Source organism: uncultured Sneathiella sp., assembly GCF_963976355.1.
Classification (GTDB): Bacteria; Pseudomonadota; Alphaproteobacteria; order Sneathiellales; family Sneathiellaceae; genus Sneathiella.
In genome coordinates this window covers 258,389-278,646 of the sequence record NZ_CAXBKA010000001.1, presented here as the reverse complement: position 1 = coordinate 278,646, position 20,258 = coordinate 258,389, and the positions used below count along the sequence as shown (strand labels likewise).

The following is a 20,258-nucleotide window of genomic DNA, read 5'->3' as shown; positions in this document are numbered from 1 at the left end:
GAGAGGCTTTCTACAGAGGGCCCCCTGTCATACCCCGTCTCTTCTCTCAACGCCATATTTATGTAGCTCCGCCCCGTGGGATTTCAGCCATTTCTTCGCCGGGGCGACCGTGGGGTGAAGCTCATCCACCAGCTGCCAGAAGTCGGAGGAATGGTTCATATGCCGAAGATGCGCCACCTCATGGGCGACGATGTAGCTCATCACCTCCTCCGGCATGAGCAGCAGGCGCCAGGAAAAATTCAGCTTTCCCGTGGAGGAACAGCTGCCCCAGCGGGAAATCTGGTCGCGCAGGGTGATACCGCTGTAGCGGACATCGATCTTATCGGCATAGTCGGCGGCCCAGACGCTGATTTCCGTCTTCGCCATCTTGCGGGTCCAATCCTTTACCCGGCGCGGCAGATGCTCGGCGGCGCCCGCGACATAGATGCGCCCGTCCTCCGCCCAGACGAAACCGCGCTGCTCCGGGACATGGGTAATCCGGTGCATCCGGCCCAGAACCGGCAGCATGGCGCCATCGCGAAACGGAACGGCGGATGGTAACTTGTTGATATTACTTGTAATCCAGTCAATTTCCTGCTTCAGGAAATTCAACCCGGCCTTGAGGGAAGCGCGTTTCGGCAGCAGCAGGACAATACCGCGCCGGGGATCGATGCGGACCTTGATCCGGGCTGAACGGACAGGGCGCGATATCTCGATGGGAATTTTCCGCCCGTCGTAGGCAAGATAGGGCGGCGGGCCCGTCACCAACAGCGGCGCCGCGTTCTCAGTCAATGTCTTCATCCGGCCAGTCAACGATATGATCTTCCAGATCCCCCGCCCGGCGTTCCGAAATCACCCGCCCGCGCACGGAAATACCCGCCTGATGAACGGTTTCCGGATCGCCGGAGACCAGCGGATGCCACCAGGGCAGGGGCTTGCCTTCCGACAGGAGGCGGTAACCGCAGGTTTTCGGCATCCAGTGCAACTTCGGGATAATGTCCGGGGTTATGGTGACACAATCAGGCACAAGGCGCGACCTTTCCGGATAGCGCGTGCAGGCACAGGTCCCGAGGTCGAGCAGGCGGCACGCCACATCGGTATAGGCAAGTTCAAGGGTATCTTCGTCTTCGAGCTTGAGAAGACAACATTTGGCACAGCCGTCACAGAGGGATTCCCACTGCTCGGACGTCATGTCCTCAAGGGCCACGGTCTCCCAAAACGGTCGTTCACTCACACCAGCTTAAGCCTTTTTTGTCAGTTTCCGCCGTGTCTTTGCCATTGTTTTGGCTCTGGTCGGCGATTTCTGCGCCTTCAGGGGCGCGGCTGAGCTGACCGTAGCTGTTTTTTCCGCCATTGTCTTGGGTGTTGTTTTGCGCACTGCCGGAGCTTTCTTCACCGCCGACTTTTTGGCCGCCGTCCGCACCGGTGCTTTTTTCGCAGCGGGTTTGGCCGTCACTTTTGTCGCCGGTTTTTTCGGCGCCTCTTTTACCGCCGCTTTGGCGGAGATCGCCGCCTTTGCGGGCGCAGGCTTTTCGCCCCCCTCTTTCGTTTCCTTCGGAACAAGGGAGAGACGGATACGGTTCCTGGGCTCGTGATTGAGGATGAAATCGCTGATCCGCGGGGCAATTTCGCTTCTGAACTTGCTACCGTTAAACACGCCGTAATGACCGACACCCTTTTGCTCATAATGGGTTTTCAGGCTTTCCGGCAGGCCCGTGCAGATGTCATGGGCGGCAACCGTCTGGCCGATACCGGAGATGTCATCGAGCTCGCCCTCCACCGTCATAATCGCGGTTTTCTTGATGAGATCAGTGCGTACCGGGCGGTCGCCGCGATACATCATCTCGCCCTTGGCCAGGGACTGTTTCTGAAACACGGTTTCGATCGTCTGAAGATAGAATTCCGCCGTCAGGTCCATGACCGCGTTATATTCCGCATAGAAGGCGCGATGCTTATCCGCGCTATCGCCATCGCCCTGCACAAGATGATCGAACTGCTTCACATGGGCCTCCATATGACGGCCGAAATTCATGCTGACAAAGCCGCTGAGTTGCAGAAAGCCGGGATAGACACGCCGAAACGCACCCGGATAGCCGATCGGCACATGGTTGATCACCGTATGTTCAAACCACTCGATGGAGTGGTTCATTGCCAGTTTGCACGGCTCTGTCGGATGGCGGCGGGTATCAATCGGACTGCCCATCAGGGTAACGGACGGCGGTGTATTCGGGTTATTGTCTTCCGACATCAGGGCAACAGCCGCGAGAACCGGCACGCCGGGCTGACAAACGGCCATGACATGGGTTTCCGGACCGAGAATCTCAAGATACTCGATGACATAGTCGATATAGTCATCCAGATCGAATCGACCCTCATACACCGGGACATTCGCCGCATCGCGCCAGTCCGTAACATAGACATCATGGTTCGGCAGCATTGTTTCGACCGTCCCGCGCAGCAATGTCGCGAAATGCCCGGACATCGGCGCCACGATCAGGAGCTTGGGATCTTTTCGCTTCGTATCCCGTTTGAAGTGCTTGAGCTGGCAGAAGCTTTTGCGGTGCAAAATCTCTTCCGTCACAGCGACGGTGCGCATGTCAATATTGGTGGATGTAATATCAAAGGCCGGTTTTCCGTGATATTGCGTCGTTTCCGAGAAGAGATCAAAGCTCGCGGCAAGGGTCTGTGCCTGCGGCGTATCGGAGATCGGGTTGAACGGATTCCTCAGGACCTGAGAGTAAATTTGTGCGGCCATACGGACTGGGGAAAGCGCCAATTTCTGCATTTCGTTAAATTGGTAAAGCACGTTGTACTCTCCTAATTTGACAAGGCCCTTTTCACATGGGTCTTGTTATTGTTTATCTGCGCAAAAGTTCGCTGCACTGCAACATGATATAGGAAAATCTGCGGCCATGTCAGTATTTTTTGCGAAAATACAGATAATTGATTAATATTTACCCTCAATTTTGTGTGGAATCTCACACATGACAGCGGATTAGGGACATTTTTCATGCGGGTTTTTTGGTCGGTTTTATTCCTGATTCTTCTGATGTCACCTTCGGCATTCGCCCAATCGTCGTTGCTTGGCGAGGATCCGGTCTTCCGGAGCGCGGCTCACGGGGATTCCGCGGCGGTCGAAACCTTTCTTCTAAACGGAAATAATCCGAATATCCGGGATCTGAAGAAAGTCCCGCTTCTGCACCATGCCGCCATCGCCGGTGTTACGAAGACCGTCCGAACCCTGCTGCGCCACGGAGCACGGATTGACCTGGCCGATCCGCTTGGCAATACAGCCCTGATGCAGGCGGCCGCCTATGGTTCGACGGCTGTCGCCGTTATCCTTATAGAGGCGGGGTCAAAACTGGATGAGGAAAACCGGCAGGGAGAGACCGCCCTGATCAAGGCGGCGAAGACCGGTCATTATGAGGTGGCAAAGCTGTTGCTTGAAAAGGGCGCCACGGCGGACCGGACTGACTTTACGGGAAGGACGGCGCTGGAGCATGCCCAGCAAAACCGTCATTCCGATGTCGTGCGCCTTCTCTCGGAGGCAAATTCCTGATCGTATCAGAAACGGCCTGAGGTCTTATTCCGCTTCAGCGGCAACCAGTGCTGAGCGTAATCCATCGGCCTGCGGATTGGAGACCATCCTATCGATCACAATCTGCTGGGATGTGACCGACTGTCCATAATAGGACTGATTGCCTTCCGCATTCGAGGTCAGGATCGAGCCTTCCACGGACGCCCCGATAAAGAGGCCTTTGGAAATCGCGAAAGAGAATACGTCAACCTTCAGGTTTGTGGTGGTGGACGCCCCAAGAGTCGTTCCGACCGGGCCAACCGCTGCCGACAGGTCACCGCCGAGCTTGACCTGGTTGTTGATGATTGCCTGCAACGCCTTGTCGGTCATGATGACCAGCACAAGTTCATTCACCTGGGCGCCGAATTGCAGGCCGATGCTACCCTGGCCCATTTTGTAGAATGCCGGGGAAGACCAGTTTCCGGCCTCATCCTTACCGAGCAGCACACCGCCGCCCCCTGCACCGCCAAGAAAGAAACCGGCCTTCAGGACCTGCGGGAAAACGATAACGCCCTTGGCAACCGCCAGCAGCTTGCGGAACTCACCCATTTCCGATCTTTTGGTCATATCCATAACGGTGAACTTCGCTTTTTCCACCATCTGGTCCTGCGCCTCCCCCGCGGAGGCAAGGTTGCCCGAGCCCATGAGCAGAGCGCCTGCGGCCACAAGCGACAGGAAGGTTCGACGGCTCGCCCTGATTGTCTTCTGCATCTTCTCAATCCTTTTTGACTAATCGTTGGAAAACGGGATACTGCATTAAAATATGTGGTTAATGATGGCATTAATATGTCGAAATTTCTTCAGAAAAAAAGGCGGATGCGAAAGTTCCCTTGAATATGGCCAAAAAAATAGGTGAGCCGGACTCACTTGAAGACCAGGCAGATGAGATCAACCAGACCGCGCCGGGTATGCGGCTGGAAACATTGGTGTATATTCGCTGGCTCGCGGTTCTGGGTCAGGCGCTGACCGTTATCATCGTTTTGGTCTTTTTCGGCTATGAGTTACCACTGTTGCCGGTTGCCCTGCTGATCAGCGCGAGCGCCATCCTCAATCTGCTGGTCAGTTTCAGCCGGAAGCCGTCGGCGCGGCTGCCGAACCGCGGCGCCATCCTCTATCTTTTTTATGACATCCTGCAACTCGCCGGGCTTCTGTATTTCACCGGCGGCCTGACAAACCCTTTTTCGGTGTTGTTTCTGGTGCCGGTCACCATTTCGGCCACGAACCTGTCCCGGCAGGGAACGTTTTTCCTCGGTCTCGTAACCCTTGTCTGTATTTCCGTCCTGGCGCTCTTTTATGAACCGCTGCCGCTTCCCGAGAGCTCACTGGTGCTGTCGGATACCTATATTCTCGCCCTCTGGGCGGCGCTTGTGCTCGGAACCGCATTTCTCTCCGGCTATGCCTGGCTGATCGCAGCGGATTCCCGGAAAATGACCGATGCGCTCACCGTAGCTCGGGCGGAACTCGCGCGCGAGCAGCAGCTTTCCGCTGTCGGCGGGATCGCCGCTGCCGCCGCCCATGAGCTTGGCACCCCGCTCAACACCATCCTGCTGGTCTCCGAGGAACTGGCGCAGGCGCTACCCGCCGGAAGCGATGCCGCCGACGATGCCGCGCTGCTGCACAATCAGGCGAAAAAATGCGCGGAGGTTCTGGCGCAGCTCTCCAAGGGGCCGGAAACCGAGCGGTTCATCCAGGGCACCGCCCATCACAACTTTGTCGCGCTCGACAATCTCTTCACCCTGATCACGGAGAAATACAAGGACAGCGGCAAGGAATTCACCATCCAGACGGAAGGCGACATGTCCGACATTCCGCGCCTGTACCTCAGCCCGGAACTGCGTCACGGCCTTGGCAACCTGCTCAGCAACGCCGCCGAGTTCGCGACCAGCAAAGTCACCATTGATCTTTACTGGAACGAGAGCCTGGTCCGGGTGGAGATCCGGGACGACGGCCCCGGCATCTCGGAAGAAATTCTCAGCCGGCTGGGGGAGCCCTATATGTCCAGCCGCCGTGGCAAGGGCGGCATGGGCCTCGGTGTCTTTATCGCCGACATGCTGATCAAGCGGAGCGGCGGCGAGCTCAGCTTCAGCAACCGGTCGGGCGGCGGCGCTGTCGTGGAAATCCTTTGGGCGCGCCAAAGGCTCGAAAAATCTGATCCTTTTAGTAATTAAAAAGTATGCTAATCTTGATGTTGCAGGTGATTGAGCGTGAACAATAATAAAGACCGGGATATGGACGAGACAAAAACTCTGCTGATTGTTGATGATGACGAGATTTTCCTGAACCGACTTGGCCGGTCGCTGGAACGCAAGGGGTTTACGCCAACGCTGGCCAGTTCGGTGGAAGAGGGAAAGAAGCGGGCAGCGGAAGTTTCGCCCGCCTATGCCGTCGTCGATCTCCGGCTTCAGGATGGAAACGGCCTCGAAGTGGTGGAAACCATCCGCAATGTCAACAAGGACGCGAGCATTGTCATGCTGACCGGCTATGGCAACATCGCCTCTGCGGTGGCGGCGGTGAAGGCGGGGGCCATCGATTACCTCGCCAAGCCCGCCAATGTCGAGGATATCGCCAATGCCCTGCTCGCCGACAAGGGCGCCACGCCGCCACCGCCGGAGAACCCGATGTCCGCCGATCGCGTCCGGTGGGAACATATCCAGCGCGTCTATGAGCTGTGCGATCACAATGTGTCCGAGACGGCGCGGCGGCTCAACATGCACCGGCGCACGCTACAGCGCATCATGGCAAAACGCTCCCCGCAATAGATTTTATGGATCAGGAAACCCCTAAACCCATTCTGATCTGCGGCGATGCAACGGCGGAAATGGCGAAAATGCCCGCTAAGAGCATCGATCTGATCGTGGCGGACCCGCCCTATAATCTCGGCAAGAACTATGGCAACAATATCGACCTCAAGGACCGGGAAGAATATCAGGCTTTCACCCGGGACTGGCTTAACGAGGCCGTGCGCCTCCTGAAACCCGGCGGATCGCTCTATTGTTTTATGGGGGTCAAGTTCATCGCCCGGCTCTATCTGATGCTGGAAGAGACGTTTGAGCTGACGCCGCAGGGCTGGATCACCTGGCATTACACGCAAGGCATGGGGCGCAAGCGCGGCTTTTCCCCGCGCCATGAGGATATTCTCTGGTTTTCAAAAGGGAATGAGGCGTGCTTTAACCTCGATGACGTGCGGGTGCCACAGAAATACTATCGCAAGCGCAACAATATGGCGGGGGCCAACCCCGGCGATGTCTGGCAATTCAGCCATGTGCATTATTGCGCGGCCGAGCGCCTGCCGCATCCCACACAAAAGCCGGAAGCCCTGCTGGAACGGGTGATCAAGGCCTCCTCCAATGCGGGCGATACCGTTCTCGATCCCTTTCTCGGCAGTGGAACGACGGCGCGGGTGGCCGCGGTCCTTGGCCGCAAGGCCATTGGCATCGAGGTTAATCCGGATTATATAAGCATGGCCGAAACCCGCCTGAAAGCGCCTTTCTCGTCCTTTGACAGCACTGATCCGCGGGCCGCGCGACAATCGATGGATTTGCCGAAGGATCCGCTTTAAATTCAATGAACATATTGTTTCTGCACAATAATTTCCCGGCGCAGTATCGCCATGTCGCGCGCCATCTGGCCGCCGACAAGAATAACCGCGTGGTGTTCGCCTCGCACCGGGCGCCAACAGCCATTCCCGGCGTTCGAAATATTCTCTACAAGCCGCATCGCGACGCCAAGGCGGAAACCCATCATTATCTCCGCTCCGTGGAATCGGCGGTTCTCAACGGTCAGGCCGTCTTTCGTACCTGCCTCGATCTGAAGCAGAAAGGCTTCGTGCCGGATATCATCTGCGCCCACTCCGGATGGGGAAACAGCCTCTATGTGAAGGAAGTCTTCCCCAAAGCGCGGCTGCTCAGCTATTTCGAATGGTATTATCACGCGCGCGGATCCGATGCCGACTTCCTCGATCCGGCCGCCATCGGCCATGACGACACCGCCCGTATCCACAGCAAGAACATGCCGCTGTTGATGGATATGGCGACCTGCGACTGGGGGCAGGTGCCGACGGGGTTTCAACTCTCGCAGATTCCCGCCATTTTTCATTCGAAGCTGTCGGTCCTTCATGACGGGGTGGATACGGATTATTTCAGGCCGAATCCGGATGCGCCCGCGAAAATCGGCAATCTGGACCTCAGCCATGCCGGGGAAATTCTCACCTATGCCACGCGCGGGATGGAGCCGTACCGCGGGTTTCCGGAATTCATGCGCGCCGCAGCCCTTCTGATGAAACAGCGGCCGAATTTGCATGTCCTGGTGGTGGGGGAGGACCGCGTCGCCTATGGCAAGCAGCTGCCGGAAGGGGAAAGCTGGGGCAAGCGCATGGTGGCGGAGCTCAAGCCCGATCCAGAAAGACTTCATTTCACCGGGCCGCTTCCCTATTCGGAATATGTGAAGGTCCTGCAGTTTTCCACTGTCCGCGCCTATCTCACCGTGCCCTTCGTTCTGAGCTGGTCCCTGATTGAAAGCCTTGCCTGCGGCGGGCTTGTCGTCGGGTCCGATACGGCGCCCGTCCGCGAGATTATCCGCCCGGGTGTCAACGGCTTCCTCGCGCCGTTTCATGATCCCGAGGCTCTTGCCGCCCAGATTGAAGAGGTGCTGGACAATGTCTCCGAGCTTCAGGATATCCGCGATGCCGCGCGGAAAACCGCCACCGACAGATATGCCTTGAAGAAAATGCTGCCGCGTCAGCTCCATCTGATAGAAGATGTCGCCGCGGGCCGCCTGCCACCCCGGGAAAAGGCGGCGAATTGACGGCCACACCAACTCCGTATTTGCAGGGGCCGCCAGATTATACTATGACCAATACACCTCTTACATTCAGGGCGATGCAATTTGGACCCGCGAGACTATTTTAACGACGAACTGGAAGATCATGGCGAGGTTCTGGCCAAAACCCGCGCCGCGCTCGGCCCGTCGTTTCAGGAAATGCTCACCTGCTGGATCACCGCCATCGAAGGCGGCAACAAGATCCTGTTTTTCGGCAACGGCGGCAGCGCCGCAGATGCCCAGCACCTCGCGGCGGAGCTTGTCATCCGCTTTGTCGAGGATCGCAAACCCATCGCCGCCATCGCACTGAATACCGACACTTCGGCGCTGACCGCGGGAGCCAATGATCTCGGCTTCGATGAAGTTTTCGCCCGCCAGATCGACGCGCTCGGTCGCGCGGGCGATGTCGCAGTCGGTATTTCCACCTCCGGCACCAGCCCGAATATTGTGAAAGCCCTTGAAATGGCCCGCAAAAAAGGGCTCGTCACCAATGCCTTTACCGGCCGGGACGGCGGCAAGATGCCAGACCTTGCCGATGTCTCGCTGATCGTGCCCGCACAGTCCACCCGGCGGATACAGGAAATGCATATCACCCTCGGCCATATGCTCTGCGGCGCCCTCGAAAAATCCCTGAAACTGGTGTGAGCCCCCATGGAAAACCGTTCCTCCCTGCTGACCATACTGGACAACACCTCCAAGATTAACGTTCTGGTGCTCGGCGATATCATGCTGGACCGCTTCGTCTATGGCAGCGCCGGGCGTATTTCCCCCGAAGCCCCGATCCCGATCCTCAATATTACCCATCAGTCGCAGATGCTGGGCGGGGCGGGCAATGTCGGGCGGAACATCACCTCGCTCGGCGCGCGGGCGGGGCTTATCTCCGTCATTGGCGAGGATGCGGAAGGTACCGAAATCGAACGGATTTTCAGCAACCAGAGCGCCATTACGCCGTATCTTGTAAAATCAGTCGGTCGACCGACTACGGTGAAGACACGCTTCATCGCTGACGGACAACAACTCCTCCGGAGCGATCATGAAGCGACGCACCAACTGCAGCCGAAAACCGCCGGCATGGTTCTCAAAACCTTTCAGGATGCCATTCAGTCGGCGGATATCCTCGTTCTTTCCGATTACGCAAAAGGCGTCCTCTCCGATACCGTGCTGCGGCAGGTGATTTCGGCGGCGCGCGAGAAGAATATCCCCGTCATCGCCGATCCGAAATCCCGGGATTTCAGCCGCTATGCGGGCGTCACCCTGCTGACCCCGAACCGCAAGGAGATGATCGCAGCGAGCGGCATGCCCTGCGGCACAAACCGGGAAGTCGAGGCGGCGGCCCGCGCCGTCATCAAGGAAACCGGCATTTCCGCCTTTCTCGTCACCCGGTCCGAGGCCGGCATGAGCCTGATCACGGCAACAGAGGCGCATCATATCCGCGCCGAGGCGCAGGAGGTTTTCGATGTGTCCGGCGCCGGCGACAGCGTGATTGCCGCCCTTTCCCTTGCGCTTGCCGCCGGGGCCTCCCTGGAGGAGGCGGCGCGCATCGCCAACCTTGCGGGCGGGATTGCGGTCTCCAAGTCCGGGACGGCGGCGGTGACCAAGGCGGACATGAAAAACGCCCTGCACAGCCTTGAGCTGAGCGGGCTCGACTCCAAGATCACCAGCCTCAAGGACGCGCTGGACAGGGTTTCCAACTGGCGCAGCCGCGGACTGACCGTCGGCTTTACCAACGGCTGCTTCGATCTCGTGCATCCGGGGCATATTTCCCTGATGAGCCAGGCGCGCGGCGAATGCGACCGGCTGATCGTCGGGCTCAATACCGATGCCAGCATCCGCCGCCTGAAGGGCGAAGGACGGCCAGTCACCAATGAGAATTCCCGCGCCATCGTGCTCGCCAGCCTTTCCGATGTCGATCTCGTCATCCCCTTCGCCGAGGATACGCCGATCAGGCTGATCGAGGAAATCAAGCCCGACGTCCTCATCAAGGGCGCGGATTACACCGTGGAAACCGTTGTCGGCGCCGATATCGTTCAGGCATACGGCGGGCGGGTTCATCTCGCCACGCTGAAACAGGGGTTCAGCACCACCGGCACCATAGAGCGGCTGCTCGCCGCCCAAAAAGAGGCTTAAGATGGGAAATCTGATCCTGGTCACCGGCGGCGCGGGCTTCATCGGCTCCAATATCGTTGCGGCCCTCTCGGAACGAGGCGAGAAGATCGTCATCTGCGACTGGCTGGAGCAGGGCGAGAAATGGAAGAATATCGCGAAATCCGTCGTCTCCGAATTTGTCGATCCGGATAACCTCGAAAGCTGGCTTCACAAGAATGACAGTCGCCTGCGCGCCATCATCCATATGGGCGCGATTTCCGCAACGACCGAGACGGACGGCGATCTGATCCTGAAACGCAACTTCAATCCGACGCGCAATCTCTGGCGGTTCGCGACGGAAAACGCCACGCCCTTTATCTTCGCCTCCTCCGCCGCGACCTATGGCAACGGCGCCGCCGGGTTTGACGATAACGAGAGCGAAGCCGTGCTCGCGACGCTGCAACCGCTTAATCTCTATGGCTGGAGCAAGCATGCCATCGACAAATTCATCGCCCGGGAGATTGCCCGTGGCGCCATGACGCCGCCGCAATGGGCGGGGCTCAAATTTTTTAATGTCTATGGCCCGAATGAATATCACAAAGGCGGGATGAAAAGCGTCATTGCCCAGAGTTACCCGAAAATCGCCGCCGGGGAGGCGGTTACCCTCTTCAAGTCCCACAATCCCGATTATGAGGACGGCGGACAGCTCCGCGATTTCGTCTATGTGAAGGATTGCGTCGATGTGGTGCTCTGGCTGCTCGATAACGGATCGGTCTCCGGGCTGTTCAACCTCGGCACCGGCAAGGCGAGAAGCTTCAAGGACCTCGCCGCCGCCACCTTCAAGGCCGCGAACAAGCCGGAAAAGATCAACTATATCGACACCCCGGTCGAAATTCGCGACAAATACCAGTATTTTACCGAAGCCAATATGCAGAAACTCCGATCATGCGGCTTCGGCGGCAATTTCCACAGCCTGGAAGACGGCATCAGCGACTACGTCACCAACTATCTCGCAAAAGACGACCCGTATAGGTGAAAAAGTCCCGACCAATTTCTTAGCCGGGACTAGTTGCTTAAGTATCCCTTATTGGGGTATTTGTTGAGCCTTTAACAAGGCTGATTGCGTGCAAACAATCTGTTTTATTGTGATAACCTTCGCCTGATACTGCGATAATCCTATAATTTGCCGCTCGCAAACGCCAACGCCACTCATAGGATGTATCTCGGAAAGTCTCAAAAACCATATCTTGGTTTCCTTTCTATATAAAAATAGATACCGGTTGACCAAGATTCTGACTTGTGAAAAGATGAAGTCTCTACGAAGTCTTGTCCCGCTCCGGTATCTAGTTATTGGAGTGCGGGTGCGAGAATTTCAAACCCGTCGAGTCGTTTGGCGACCTCTCGGCGGGTTTTTTGATTCCCTCATCAGCCTAGGATGATGTCGATGTGATTTATTGGAGTCAACCGCAAAAATACCACATCTAGTAGCTAAAATTTTGGTGATAGCGAGATGTCGCTGAATACGGCGGTTTAATGACAATTCCGAAATATTATGGTTAATAAAAAACTGCACTCTGGTTGCTCAAACGCAACAAATAACGTCAGGGAATCAATGCGTGTATAGAATCTCTGTTTTTTCAACCACGCAAATCGGCAAAAAACAAATGATTTTCGGTTCCCTAAAACCCCTTCGGTTGGGGCGTTAGGAATTCCACCTCGATAAAGGCGCATTCGAAGTCGTTGCCGTTGAGAACGTTGTGTTCCACGCCGGTCTCGCGGAAATAGGGGACGCCGGTTTTCAGCTCGTTGCGGGTGCGGGTGCCGTCGGGCAGCTCGATATCGAGAAAACCGTCGAACAGCGGGACAACGACATAGTCATATTGATGGGTATGCCATCCGGTTGCATCGCCGCGCTTTTTGAACCGCCATTCGGTCACGCGGGTGCGGGCATTGTCGATAAAAACGCTGGGGAGGGCCGTGCCGTCGGGGGTTTCAGAACACATTGAACTTCTCCTTCATCGGGTTTTCGAAATCAAGCAGGCGGCGGGCGGCAATCCGCGCAAACCGGAGTGTGACATTACGCCGCCGGGCCGCATTGAGGTTGAAATCGGCGGAGGCGCGCAGGATCGCCCCGCCAAAATTATCGGCGACAATCAGCCCTTGCGCCTCGGGCAGCAGGTCTTGCGGGAAATCCGTATCGACGGCGAAATAAAACTCGTCGCAGAATTCCAGATAATCGGTCCATTTCTCATCAACGCGGAAGTCAGCGGGGCCGGATTTCACCTCGACCACGATAATCCGCCCCTTGTCGTTAATTCCCATCACATCGACCCGGCGGCGGATGCGCAGCTTGACCTCGGTCAGGCTGTCATAGCCCATCTGATGGAGGAGGAGCTGCACCCCGCGCGCAAGGCGCGTGCCCTTGTCGGATCTTGCCTCACTCATCGCCGCCCCGAAATATTCTTGAGATAATTCAGCATCTCTCTCAGCCGTGCCTCGGGGACTTTGCGGATTTCATGGGCCAGCAGATTGGCAAATTCCGTTGCCGTCGGGTTGAGCCCGCTGGTATCCACCGTGACTTTCGGATGGGAGAGGGAGGCGAGACGCTGCAATTCCTCCGCCTCGTCCCAGATGATATTGAAATATTCGCAGATTTGCGCGACCAGCGACCAGGACGGGCGGCCGCGATGGCCATGTTCCAGCGCCGAGAGATAAGCGGCACTGATGGCAAGGTCGGCTGCCATTTTTTTGAGTGTAATCCCGCGACTTTTCCGCAAGCTGCGCACCCGAAGGCCAAAGGGGGTCATGAAACTGTCCTTATCCGCTTGTTCTTCTCATTGACGGCTCCGCCTCAGCAGGACATAGAGCGCGCCGCTGCCCCCATGTTTCGGCTGTGCGGCGCGGATGTCAATAACCAGATGCCGCAAATCCGGCGCCGTCAGCCATTTCGGCACGGCCTCGCGCAGGATTCCGGTTTTCTCCGGCGCCATGAAAGGCGCATCCTCGGTTTTCTGTTTTGACGACCCCTTGCCGGTGATCACAAGGACGCAACGCTTCCCCTGAATTTGCGCCGCTGTGACAAAGCGCCGGAGCCGCCGGTGCGCCTCGGCCCGCGTCAGCCCGTGCAGGTCGATCCGCCCGTCAATCTCCATCTTGCCCTTGCGCAGACGCTCCGCACTGCGCCGATCCAGCCCCGGCACATTTTCGCGGCGCGACGGGGTCGGCGAATTCGAACGGTTTTCCCCGGACATTGAAGCGTTTGACCAGTTTTCCATGGCTTTCGCCATTGCCGCCGCGCTCATGTTTCGGGGGGAGGCCGTCTTTCCGGCCTTGCGAGGAGATACCATCTTGGTGGCACTCTTCGCCGTCGGCGGCACCATATTGGTGTCTTTTCCCGTCTCGACAACCCGGTTGCTCTTAAGTGGCTCTATATTGCGGGCGACATGGTCCCAGAGGTCGCGATCCTTTTCCGAAAGCCCTCGCGGGCGGCTGTCCTTCCTATTTTTCATCGTCAACGATAAGGATATGAAGGCGGCGGGGGCCATGCGCGCCCATGATCAGGGTCTGCTCGATATCCCCGGTGCGCGACGGGCCGGAGATGAAATTGACCGTGCGCGGCAGGTTGCCCGCGCCGAATTTCTCGCGAAGCTGTGCCCAGCTATCTTCCAGCGTGCCGGTAATCTGGCTTTCGCGGATCATCACCACATGATTTTCCGGCAGGAAATTGAGGGTGGACGGCGTCTCCGGTCCCGATGCCATGCAGAGCGTCCCCGTCTCGGCGATGCCGGTAAAGGCCGGGGTCAGGCTGACCTCATCCTCCGGTGATGCGGCGCCGCGGCTAACCTCCAGCATCGGTGTCTTGTCGAACGGCAGGCCGTCGAGCGCCGTATCGGGCGACATCTTGATCCGGGTCGGAAGGTTATGGGCCGCGAGGTAATCGCGCACCGCCTCCGGCACCTCCGCGAGCGAGGGAACCCGCGCCACCGTCGCCGCCAGCGCCTCTGCCTTCTCCTGAAAAAGATCGATCTGTTTGTCGCGCGAAATGTCGGTGCGGGTCGGAATGGTATGCGATGCATGCCCCTCGATCCGTGCCTTCAGGGCGCCCGCCGCCGCTTCATCCAGCGGGCCACGGCCGAGATTATGGCGGATACGGGCGAAAATTCTGTCGCGGGACGGCATTACTTCCCCTCCTGCGACTGTTTTTTCCATTGTTCCATAAAGGTACGGCCTTCGGGCGCGGGGAAATCGCGAACGGAACTCCAGCCGGTCAGCAGCGGGAGCTTGCGGATAACGCCCTTTTTACCGGCCATCCCTTTCAGGGCGCGGGCGCTGATCCGCGTCATAAGGCGGTAAAGCTTGGGTCGTTTTGCAAAAAAGGCCCAGATACCAATGCCCCAGCGCTCCGGCTTCGGCGTCACCTGGGTCTCAAACGCCTGTTCGCGCCAGTGCCGCATGATCTTGGGAAGCGGAATGCGCACCGGGCAGACTTCTTCGCACCGGCCGCAGAAAGTGGAGGCATTGGGCAGGTCCCGCGCCTCCTCCAGCCCGACCATATGCGGATTGAGCGCCGCGCCGATAGGCCCGGGATAGACCCAGCCATAGGTATGGCCGCCCACCGCCTGATAAACCGGGCAATGATTCATGCAGGCCCCGCATTTGAGGCACCGGAGCAAATCCTGCTTGTCCGTGCCCAGAAGATCGCTGCGCCCGCTATCGACCAGCACCACATGGAAGTTCGCCGGGCCGTCGATATCCTCCATCCGCCGCGGACCGGTGGAAAAGGTCGTATAGACGGACATTTCCTGCCCCGTCGCGGAGCGGGCCAGCAGGCGGAGGAACAGGCTCGCATCCTCCAAGGTCGGCACGACTTTCTCGATACTGGAAACCGCGATATGGGTTTTGGGCAGGGACTGGGTCAGATCGCCATTGCCCTCATTGGTGACAATCACCGTCGATCCGGTCTCGGCAATCAGGAAGTTGGCGCCCGTAATCCCGACATCGGCGGCGACATATTTATCGCGCAGGACCTGGCGCGCCTCATTCACCAGCGCCTGCGGGTCCGTAATCCGCTCGGTCAGGCCATATTTTCCGTGATTTTCATGGAAAAGCTCGGTCACCTGCTCCTTGGTTTTATGCAGCGCCGGGGCGATGATATGGCTCGGATACTCATGGGCAAGCTGGATGATATATTCGCCAAGGTCGGTCTCGATCGGTTCGATCCCGTTTTTCTCCAGATGATCATTGAGGGCCATTTCCTCGGTAATCATGGATTTACCCTTGGTTACCGTCTTTGCGTTCGCTTCTTTGCAGATTTCAAGGACGACATCGCGCGCTTCGGTATAGCTTGAGCACCAATGCACGCGCCCGCCCTGAAGCAGCACCTGATCCTCGAAATATTCGAGATAATAATCGAGATTTTCCAGAATATGGTTTTTAAGGTCCCGCGCTTCGTCGCGCAGGCCTTCAAATTCCGGCAATCCCTCCGCGGCGCGCGCGCGGGCGAGCGGAAAACCGCTCTTCACCCGGGAAAAGGCGCTCTGGATATTTTCATCATGCAGCGCCTCATGGGCGCCTTTCTTGAAATGACGGCTGGTGACCTGCATCAGTTTCCGCCCTCCCCAAGGCCCGGCTTGTCGCCCATCCCGGCGAGGATTTCCGCCACATGCAGCACTTTCATGTCAGCGCCCCGGCGCTTCAGGCGCCCGGCGATATTCATCAGGCAGCCGAGATCCCCGGCGGCAAGAGTTTTCGCGCCGCTTGCAATCAGGTTGTCAATTTTTGTATCGACCATTTTTTCCGAAATCTCGGAATATTTCAGGCAGAAGGTCCCGCCGAAACCGCAGCAGGCCTCCCGGTCCTCCGCCTCACGTAGCTCTAGCCCTTTCACTCCGCCGAGAAGCGCGCGCGGCTGATCCCTTACCTTCATTTCACGTAAACTACTGCAACTGTCATGATAGGTGAGGGAGGTTTCAAGCTCCACATCCCGAGGCGCATATCCGCAGACATCATGCAGAAACGACGTAAGCTCATAGGTCCGGGCGGACAGCTCCTCTACCGCCACCATCATGGTATCGTCGCCGTCGAACAGCTCCTTGTAATGATAGCGGATCATCCCGGCGCAGGAGCCGGACGGCGCCACCACATAGTCAAAGCCCTCAAAGGCGCGGATTACCTGGGATGCAATTATCTTCGCGCTTTCCTTGTCGCCGGAATTATAGGCGATCTGGCCGCAGCAGGTCTGCACTTCCGGCACCATGATGGTGCAACCAGCCGCCTCCAGCAGCTTGACCGCCGCAAACCCCACGGACGGACGGTTCAGATCGACCAGGCAGGTAACAAAAAGGGCCACTTTCATATTCTTCTTTTCCGGCGTGGACATCTGTTTCTCCCTATTTCTCAAAGAACTATAACGCCTGAATAGCGCTTCCGCCAGTTCTCTTAACGCGATGACCGCCGCCGGACCAGCATGTTCAGTATTTCCACACCGAACGAGAAGGCCATGCCGAAATAGATATAGCCGCGCGGCACATGAAAGCCGAGCCCTTCCGCCACGAGAAAGACACCGATCATCATGATAAAGGAGAGGGCCAGCATTTTGAGCGTCGTATGCTTGTCAATAAAATCGGCAATGAATTTTGACGAAAACAGCATCACCAGCATGGCAAGGACCATCGCCGAGATGATCACCCAGATATTCTCCGTCAGGCCAACGGCGGTAATGATGGAATCGAAAGAAAAGATGAAATCGATCAGAATAACCTGCAAAATGGTGATCTGAAACCCGGCGGAATAGCCGTGATAACTCTCTTTCTTGTCGCCGGTGATCTCGTCATGGATGCTGGTCGTTCCCTTGGCAATCAGAAACAGGCCGCCGCCGATCATCAGAAAATCCTTGCCCGAGAAGGATGCGCCAAAAATCTCGATCCAGGGTTCCTTCAGCCCGATAAGCCAGATGGCGCTGAACAGCAGGCCGATCCGCATGAAGAGCGCGAGGCTGATGCCGATGATGCGCGCTTTCTGCCGCTGGGTTTCAGGCAGGTGGTTGACCAGAAGAGCAATAAAAACAACATTGTCAATACCGAGGACAATCTCCAGCGCCGTCAGCGAGAGAAAACTGGCCCAGATGTGATAATCCGTCAGGAATTCCATGGTCTAGTTCATATTCGCGTGCCGCGCCGCCACCGCGTTCGGCAATAAGATCCACAGTTTTCCCTCGCTTTTCATGCCGCCGGACATATCATAGGCATAATCGCCGTGGCCCCAGAAGACATCACCGCGCACCGGCCCGATAATGGCCCCGCCCGTATCCTGCGCCATCATCAGCCGTTCGAATTTTTCTACTTCCAGGCTTGAGGACGCAGGCGCCACTTCCGTCGACAGCCAGAGCGGCACGCCAAGCGGCAGCCATTTACGATCGACGGCAAGGCTGCGCTCGGGCGTAAGCTCCACTCCCTGCGCCCCGATCGGGCCGCCGGTCTCAAGCTGCCGGAAAAAGACGTAGGATTTATTCATCTGCATCAGTTCGGTCGATTTGTCGGGATTTTCCTCAAGCCATGTCCGGATGGCCTGCATCGACATTTCTTCCTTCGGCACATAGCCTTTTTCGATCAAATCCCGGCCAATTGCAAAATAGGGATGGCCATTCTGGGCGGCATAGCCGACCCGGATTTCGCTGCCGTCTTCCATCTCGACAATGCCGGAGCCCTGTATCTGCAGGAAAAAGGCGTCGATATCACTATCGACCCAGAGAAGTTCCAGATCCCGCCCGTCGAGTGCGCCGGTCTCGATCCCGGCGCGGTCGGGATAGGGGACCAGATTGCCGCCCTCCACCCGGCCGGCAATGCGCTGGCCTTTCAATTCATCGCGAAACCGGCCAAGATCCACCATCACCAGTTCCGGCGGGCGCAGGTAAAGCGGTGTAAGATAGGGGGCTTTCTTCTCCGTGCTGCCGTTGAGGCTGGCTTCGTAATAGCCAGTAAAAAGCCCGGTTTCCGTATCATTATTGAGTATCTGAAAGGGCGTGAAATTATTCTCGAAAAAGCCTCTTCGCACATCGGCATCGGGAGGTAGCGCGAGCGCGGCGGCACAGAGAGGCTGCCAGTCGCCTGCAGTGCCCGCAAGGTCGGCCCCGCCCATGGAGCGGGTCTCAGGCAAAGTCTCGATTTTCGCGCAGGATTTGAAAAAAGCTTCGAAAAAACCGGAAAAATCCTCCTCCGGCCAGCCGGGAAGCTCGGAAAAGGAGGTTTCCTCAAGCGCGATCTGATCCTCCGTCGGAACCGTCTCGGAGAACAGCCAATAGCCAAGCGCCGCAACAATAATCGCGGCAACGACAAGGCCAGTGCCTGTTTTCTTGTTAAGGGTAAAGCTGCGAATACGCGTCACGGCCGGGACCGAAAACTAGTGCGCGCGGCGGGTGGTGATCAACAGCCAGTTCGGGTTGCGGGAGCGGAGATTCCGGGCAAACGTCCAAAGTTCGTGCACTTTATGGGGTTGCGGATCACCGGCAATGACAACACCGTCCTCATCCTTGGTCATACTGATCATTTCCGCTTCGAAGCTGACCGTGATTTCCGCTTCGGACCCCTCAATGGTGGCTTCGGTTATCTCCGCGGAGTCAATGGAGAGGATATCCGTGGACATTTCTTCATTGCGGTCTTCACGCTCCTGAATGGAGGCTTCGAAATTTTCATAAACGGTTTCGGACAAGAGCATTTTCAGTGTTTCCCGATCCCCCTTGGCGAAGGCAACGACGATCGCCTCATAGGCGGACTGGGCCCCCTGAACAAAGGTGGTCTGATCGAACGTCTTGTCTTTCTGGCGGATCTGGTTCAGCGCCCGCATCAGCGGCGTGCCCGCGAAGGGGCTGCTCTCGGTTTTTTTTGACTTGTCCCCCAGAAGCACGACATTGTCTTCTTTCGGTCCTTCGTCGAAATCGCCTTTATGCCCTTCAACCCGGCGCCGGGCTTTTTCTTCGGGCGGGGATTGTTCATGCCCCATGCGCCGCCCGAGCACGCTGCGCAGGCGCAGGAAAATAAATCCGGCAACCGCGGCGAGCAAAATAATGTCCAGGAACTGAAATCCGTTGTCCATGCTGTTATCTTCAAATTGGGTTTGGTAAAATATCCAATAGCCCTTATGTAAAGGATAGGTCTGTACAAGAGGTTAAAGGGTTACACGGCCAAGGTCCAGTACCTTAGTCAATGTAAACCAATCTCTCGCACGCCTGTTTGTTACATAGAAACTTATCCGGAGATAAACAAGTTTGGCTTTACTGTTTTTAGCGGCCCTGATCGGAATTCCACTAATCGAAATAATGGTCTTTATAGAGGTCGGCAGCGAAATCGGTGCGCTGAATACGATTATTATTACCGTGGTCACCGCAGTTATCGGCGTATTCCTGATCCGAATTCAGGGGATTGGCGTCCTGATGCGCGCCCGCGCCACGCTGGACAGGCAGGAAACGCCGGTCAATGAAATTTTCGAGGGGATTTTCCTCGCGCTCGCCGGTCTGTTCCTGATTATCCCGGGATTTGTGACCGATACGATCGGCTTCTTGCTTCTGATCCCGCCGCTTCGCCGGTCCCTTGCGGCCTATATGGCGCGGAATTCCAACTTTGTTGCCGCCAATGTCCGCCGCCCGGGCGGGCGCACAGCGCGCGGCGGCACCGTGATTGACGGGGAATATGAAGTGATCGAGAAGGAACCGCCGACCATTGAACCCACGGACAAGCCAAATCCGGATAGTCCCTGGACGAAAGAAAAATAACGGCAACGGACTTGTCCGTTCGCCGCATCCATG

General features: G+C 57.3%; 23 protein-coding genes. 9 read left to right on the top strand and 14 right to left on the bottom strand.

All coding sequences use genetic code 11. From position 1 onward, the window contains the following. Positions 1 to 27 precede the first annotated feature (27 nt). From AAC599_RS01415 to phaZ, 3 genes are read right to left on the bottom strand one after another with little or no spacing between them, the layout of a single operon-like run. On the bottom strand, positions 28 to 771 hold the full coding sequence (locus AAC599_RS01415) for a SprT family zinc-dependent metalloprotease (RefSeq protein WP_340148615.1): 744 nt from the start codon (positions 769 to 771) through the stop codon (positions 28 to 30). Next, the gene (locus tag AAC599_RS01410; RefSeq protein ID WP_293962645.1) at positions 764 to 1,213 is read right to left on the bottom strand and encodes a YcgN family cysteine cluster protein; all 450 of its coding nucleotides are present in this window, start codon (positions 1,211 to 1,213) and stop codon (positions 764 to 766) included. Before AAC599_RS01410 ends, AAC599_RS01415 begins: the two co-directional genes overlap by 8 nt. 6 nt (positions 1,214 to 1,219) lie before the next feature. Continuing rightward, positions 1,220 to 2,785 (bottom strand): polyhydroxyalkanoate depolymerase, encoded by a 1,566-nt coding sequence (gene phaZ, locus AAC599_RS01405; RefSeq protein ID WP_340148614.1) that lies wholly within the window; start codon positions 2,783 to 2,785, stop codon positions 1,220 to 1,222. Positions 2,786 to 2,989: 204 nt separating this feature from the next. On the opposite strand from phaZ, the gene AAC599_RS01400 reads away from it, so the two are divergent. Then, positions 2,990 to 3,538 carry an ankyrin repeat domain-containing protein gene (locus AAC599_RS01400; protein ID WP_339865779.1) on the top strand — a complete coding sequence of 183 codons (549 nt, stop codon included), beginning with the start codon at positions 2,990 to 2,992 and terminating at the stop codon, positions 3,536 to 3,538. 24 nt (positions 3,539 to 3,562) lie between these two features. Here the strand turns inward: AAC599_RS01400 and AAC599_RS01395 are convergent, their stop codons facing one another. After that, positions 3,563 to 4,267, bottom strand: a complete 705-nt coding sequence (locus tag AAC599_RS01395) for a lipid-binding SYLF domain-containing protein (protein WP_340148613.1) — start codon at positions 4,265 to 4,267, stop codon at positions 3,563 to 3,565. 125 nt (positions 4,268 to 4,392) lie between these two features. On the opposite strand from AAC599_RS01395, the gene AAC599_RS01390 reads away from it, so the two are divergent. The 7 genes from AAC599_RS01390 (at position 4,393) to rfaD (ending at position 11,495) form a co-directional block, all read left to right on the top strand. After that, positions 4,393 to 5,724: an ActS/PrrB/RegB family redox-sensitive histidine kinase gene (locus AAC599_RS01390; protein WP_340148612.1), complete on the top strand. Its 1,332-nt coding sequence runs from the start codon at positions 4,393 to 4,395 to the stop codon at positions 5,722 to 5,724. A 36-nt stretch (positions 5,725 to 5,760) separates the two neighbouring features. Next, a complete protein-coding gene (locus tag AAC599_RS01385) occupies positions 5,761 to 6,315 on the top strand; it encodes an ActR/PrrA/RegA family redox response regulator transcription factor (RefSeq protein ID WP_340148611.1) in 555 nt (184 codons plus the stop codon). Positions 6,316 to 6,320: 5 nt separating this feature from the next. Next, complete coding sequence (locus AAC599_RS01380; RefSeq protein ID WP_340148610.1) at positions 6,321 to 7,115, top strand: site-specific DNA-methyltransferase; 795 nt, start codon at positions 6,321 to 6,323, stop codon at positions 7,113 to 7,115. Between the two features lie 5 nt (positions 7,116 to 7,120). Beyond that, the gene (locus tag AAC599_RS01375; RefSeq protein WP_340148609.1) at positions 7,121 to 8,359 is read left to right on the top strand and encodes a glycosyltransferase family 4 protein; all 1,239 of its coding nucleotides are present in this window, start codon (positions 7,121 to 7,123) and stop codon (positions 8,357 to 8,359) included. Positions 8,360 to 8,440: 81 nt separating this feature from the next. Continuing rightward, entirely contained in the window at positions 8,441 to 9,019 is a 579-nt protein-coding gene (locus AAC599_RS01370) for a D-sedoheptulose 7-phosphate isomerase (protein ID WP_340148608.1), read from the top strand. 6 nt (positions 9,020 to 9,025) lie between these two features. Then, positions 9,026 to 10,501, top strand: a complete 1,476-nt coding sequence (gene rfaE1, locus AAC599_RS01365) for a D-glycero-beta-D-manno-heptose-7-phosphate kinase (protein ID WP_340148607.1) — start codon at positions 9,026 to 9,028, stop codon at positions 10,499 to 10,501. Position 10,502: 1 nt separating this feature from the next. Next, positions 10,503 to 11,495 carry an ADP-glyceromanno-heptose 6-epimerase gene (rfaD, locus tag AAC599_RS01360; protein WP_340148606.1) on the top strand — a complete coding sequence of 331 codons (993 nt, stop codon included), beginning with the start codon at positions 10,503 to 10,505 and terminating at the stop codon, positions 11,493 to 11,495. A 643-nt stretch (positions 11,496 to 12,138) separates the two neighbouring features. Here rfaD and AAC599_RS01355 read toward each other — a convergent pair. Genes AAC599_RS01355 through AAC599_RS01310 form a run of 10 tightly spaced genes read right to left on the bottom strand, consistent with a single transcriptional unit; the run spans position 12,139 to position 19,549 of the window. Further along, positions 12,139 to 12,462 carry a cupin domain-containing protein gene (locus AAC599_RS01355; protein ID WP_340148605.1) on the bottom strand — a complete coding sequence of 108 codons (324 nt, stop codon included), beginning with the start codon at positions 12,460 to 12,462 and terminating at the stop codon, positions 12,139 to 12,141. Beyond that, positions 12,452 to 12,904, bottom strand: coding sequence for an MmcB family DNA repair protein (locus AAC599_RS01350; protein ID WP_340148604.1), 453 nt, complete (start codon positions 12,902 to 12,904; stop codon positions 12,452 to 12,454). The genes AAC599_RS01355 and AAC599_RS01350 overlap by 11 nt, the downstream gene beginning before the upstream one ends. Next, positions 12,901 to 13,266 carry a helix-turn-helix domain-containing protein gene (locus tag AAC599_RS01345; RefSeq protein WP_340148603.1) on the bottom strand — a complete coding sequence of 122 codons (366 nt, stop codon included), beginning with the start codon at positions 13,264 to 13,266 and terminating at the stop codon, positions 12,901 to 12,903. The genes AAC599_RS01350 and AAC599_RS01345 overlap by 4 nt, the downstream gene beginning before the upstream one ends. 27 nt (positions 13,267 to 13,293) lie before the next feature. Then, a complete protein-coding gene (locus AAC599_RS01340; RefSeq protein ID WP_340148602.1) occupies positions 13,294 to 13,968 on the bottom strand; it encodes a Smr/MutS family protein in 675 nt (224 codons plus the stop codon). Then, a complete protein-coding gene (locus tag AAC599_RS01335; protein ID WP_340148601.1) occupies positions 13,958 to 14,638 on the bottom strand; it encodes an LUD domain-containing protein in 681 nt (226 codons plus the stop codon). The genes AAC599_RS01340 and AAC599_RS01335 overlap by 11 nt, the downstream gene beginning before the upstream one ends. Further along, positions 14,638 to 16,062 carry a LutB/LldF family L-lactate oxidation iron-sulfur protein gene (locus AAC599_RS01330; RefSeq protein WP_340148600.1) on the bottom strand — a complete coding sequence of 475 codons (1,425 nt, stop codon included), beginning with the start codon at positions 16,060 to 16,062 and terminating at the stop codon, positions 14,638 to 14,640. Before AAC599_RS01330 ends, AAC599_RS01335 begins: the two co-directional genes overlap by 1 nt. Continuing rightward, positions 16,062 to 16,838, bottom strand: a complete 777-nt coding sequence (locus AAC599_RS01325) for a (Fe-S)-binding protein (RefSeq protein ID WP_340148599.1) — start codon at positions 16,836 to 16,838, stop codon at positions 16,062 to 16,064. The genes AAC599_RS01330 and AAC599_RS01325 overlap by 1 nt, the downstream gene beginning before the upstream one ends. A gap of 59 nt (positions 16,839 to 16,897) precedes the next feature. Beyond that, positions 16,898 to 17,608 (bottom strand): TerC family protein, encoded by a 711-nt coding sequence (locus AAC599_RS01320; RefSeq protein ID WP_340148598.1) that lies wholly within the window; start codon positions 17,606 to 17,608, stop codon positions 16,898 to 16,900. A 3-nt stretch (positions 17,609 to 17,611) separates the two neighbouring features. Beyond that, positions 17,612 to 18,841, bottom strand: coding sequence for an MltA domain-containing protein (locus tag AAC599_RS01315; RefSeq protein WP_340148597.1), 1,230 nt, complete (start codon positions 18,839 to 18,841; stop codon positions 17,612 to 17,614). 15 nt (positions 18,842 to 18,856) lie between these two features. Then, complete coding sequence (locus AAC599_RS01310; RefSeq protein ID WP_340148596.1) at positions 18,857 to 19,549, bottom strand: Tim44/TimA family putative adaptor protein; 693 nt, start codon at positions 19,547 to 19,549, stop codon at positions 18,857 to 18,859. 172 nt (positions 19,550 to 19,721) lie between these two features. On the opposite strand from AAC599_RS01310, the gene AAC599_RS01305 reads away from it, so the two are divergent. Further along, a complete protein-coding gene (locus tag AAC599_RS01305) occupies positions 19,722 to 20,225 on the top strand; it encodes an FxsA family protein (protein WP_340148595.1) in 504 nt (167 codons plus the stop codon). Positions 20,226 to 20,258 lie beyond the last annotated feature (33 nt).

Bases quoted from the DNA above. Each gene is read 5' to 3' on its own strand.
- AAC599_RS01395 (WP_340148613.1), bottom strand. From the start codon at position 4,267: ATGCAGAAGACAATCAGGGCGAGCCGTCGAACCTTCCTGTCGCTTGTG.
- AAC599_RS01375 (WP_340148609.1), top strand. From the start codon at position 7,121: ATGAACATATTGTTTCTGCACAATAATTTCCCGGCGCAGTATCGCCAT.
- AAC599_RS01400 (WP_339865779.1), top strand. From the start codon at position 2,990: ATGCGGGTTTTTTGGTCGGTTTTATTCCTGATTCTTCTGATGTCACCT.
- AAC599_RS01340 (WP_340148602.1), bottom strand. From the start codon at position 13,968: ATGAAAAATAGGAAGGACAGCCGCCCGCGAGGGCTTTCGGAAAAGGAT.
- AAC599_RS01380 (WP_340148610.1), top strand. From the start codon at position 6,321: ATGGATCAGGAAACCCCTAAACCCATTCTGATCTGCGGCGATGCAACG.
- AAC599_RS01330 (WP_340148600.1), bottom strand. From the start codon at position 16,062: ATGCAGGTCACCAGCCGTCATTTCAAGAAAGGCGCCCATGAGGCGCTG.
- AAC599_RS01325 (WP_340148599.1), bottom strand. From the start codon at position 16,838: ATGTCCACGCCGGAAAAGAAGAATATGAAAGTGGCCCTTTTTGTTACC.
- AAC599_RS01390 (WP_340148612.1), top strand. From the start codon at position 4,393: ATGGCCAAAAAAATAGGTGAGCCGGACTCACTTGAAGACCAGGCAGAT.
- AAC599_RS01320 (WP_340148598.1), bottom strand. From the start codon at position 17,608: ATGGAATTCCTGACGGATTATCACATCTGGGCCAGTTTTCTCTCGCTG.
- AAC599_RS01355 (WP_340148605.1), bottom strand. From the start codon at position 12,462: ATGTGTTCTGAAACCCCCGACGGCACGGCCCTCCCCAGCGTTTTTATC.
- AAC599_RS01310 (WP_340148596.1), bottom strand. From the start codon at position 19,549: ATGGACAACGGATTTCAGTTCCTGGACATTATTTTGCTCGCCGCGGTT.
- AAC599_RS01350 (WP_340148604.1), bottom strand. From the start codon at position 12,904: ATGAGTGAGGCAAGATCCGACAAGGGCACGCGCCTTGCGCGCGGGGTG.
- AAC599_RS01345 (WP_340148603.1), bottom strand. From the start codon at position 13,266: ATGACCCCCTTTGGCCTTCGGGTGCGCAGCTTGCGGAAAAGTCGCGGG.
- rfaD (WP_340148606.1), top strand. From the start codon at position 10,503: ATGGGAAATCTGATCCTGGTCACCGGCGGCGCGGGCTTCATCGGCTCC.
- rfaE1 (WP_340148607.1), top strand. From the start codon at position 9,026: ATGGAAAACCGTTCCTCCCTGCTGACCATACTGGACAACACCTCCAAG.
- AAC599_RS01335 (WP_340148601.1), bottom strand. From the start codon at position 14,638: ATGCCGTCCCGCGACAGAATTTTCGCCCGTATCCGCCATAATCTCGGC.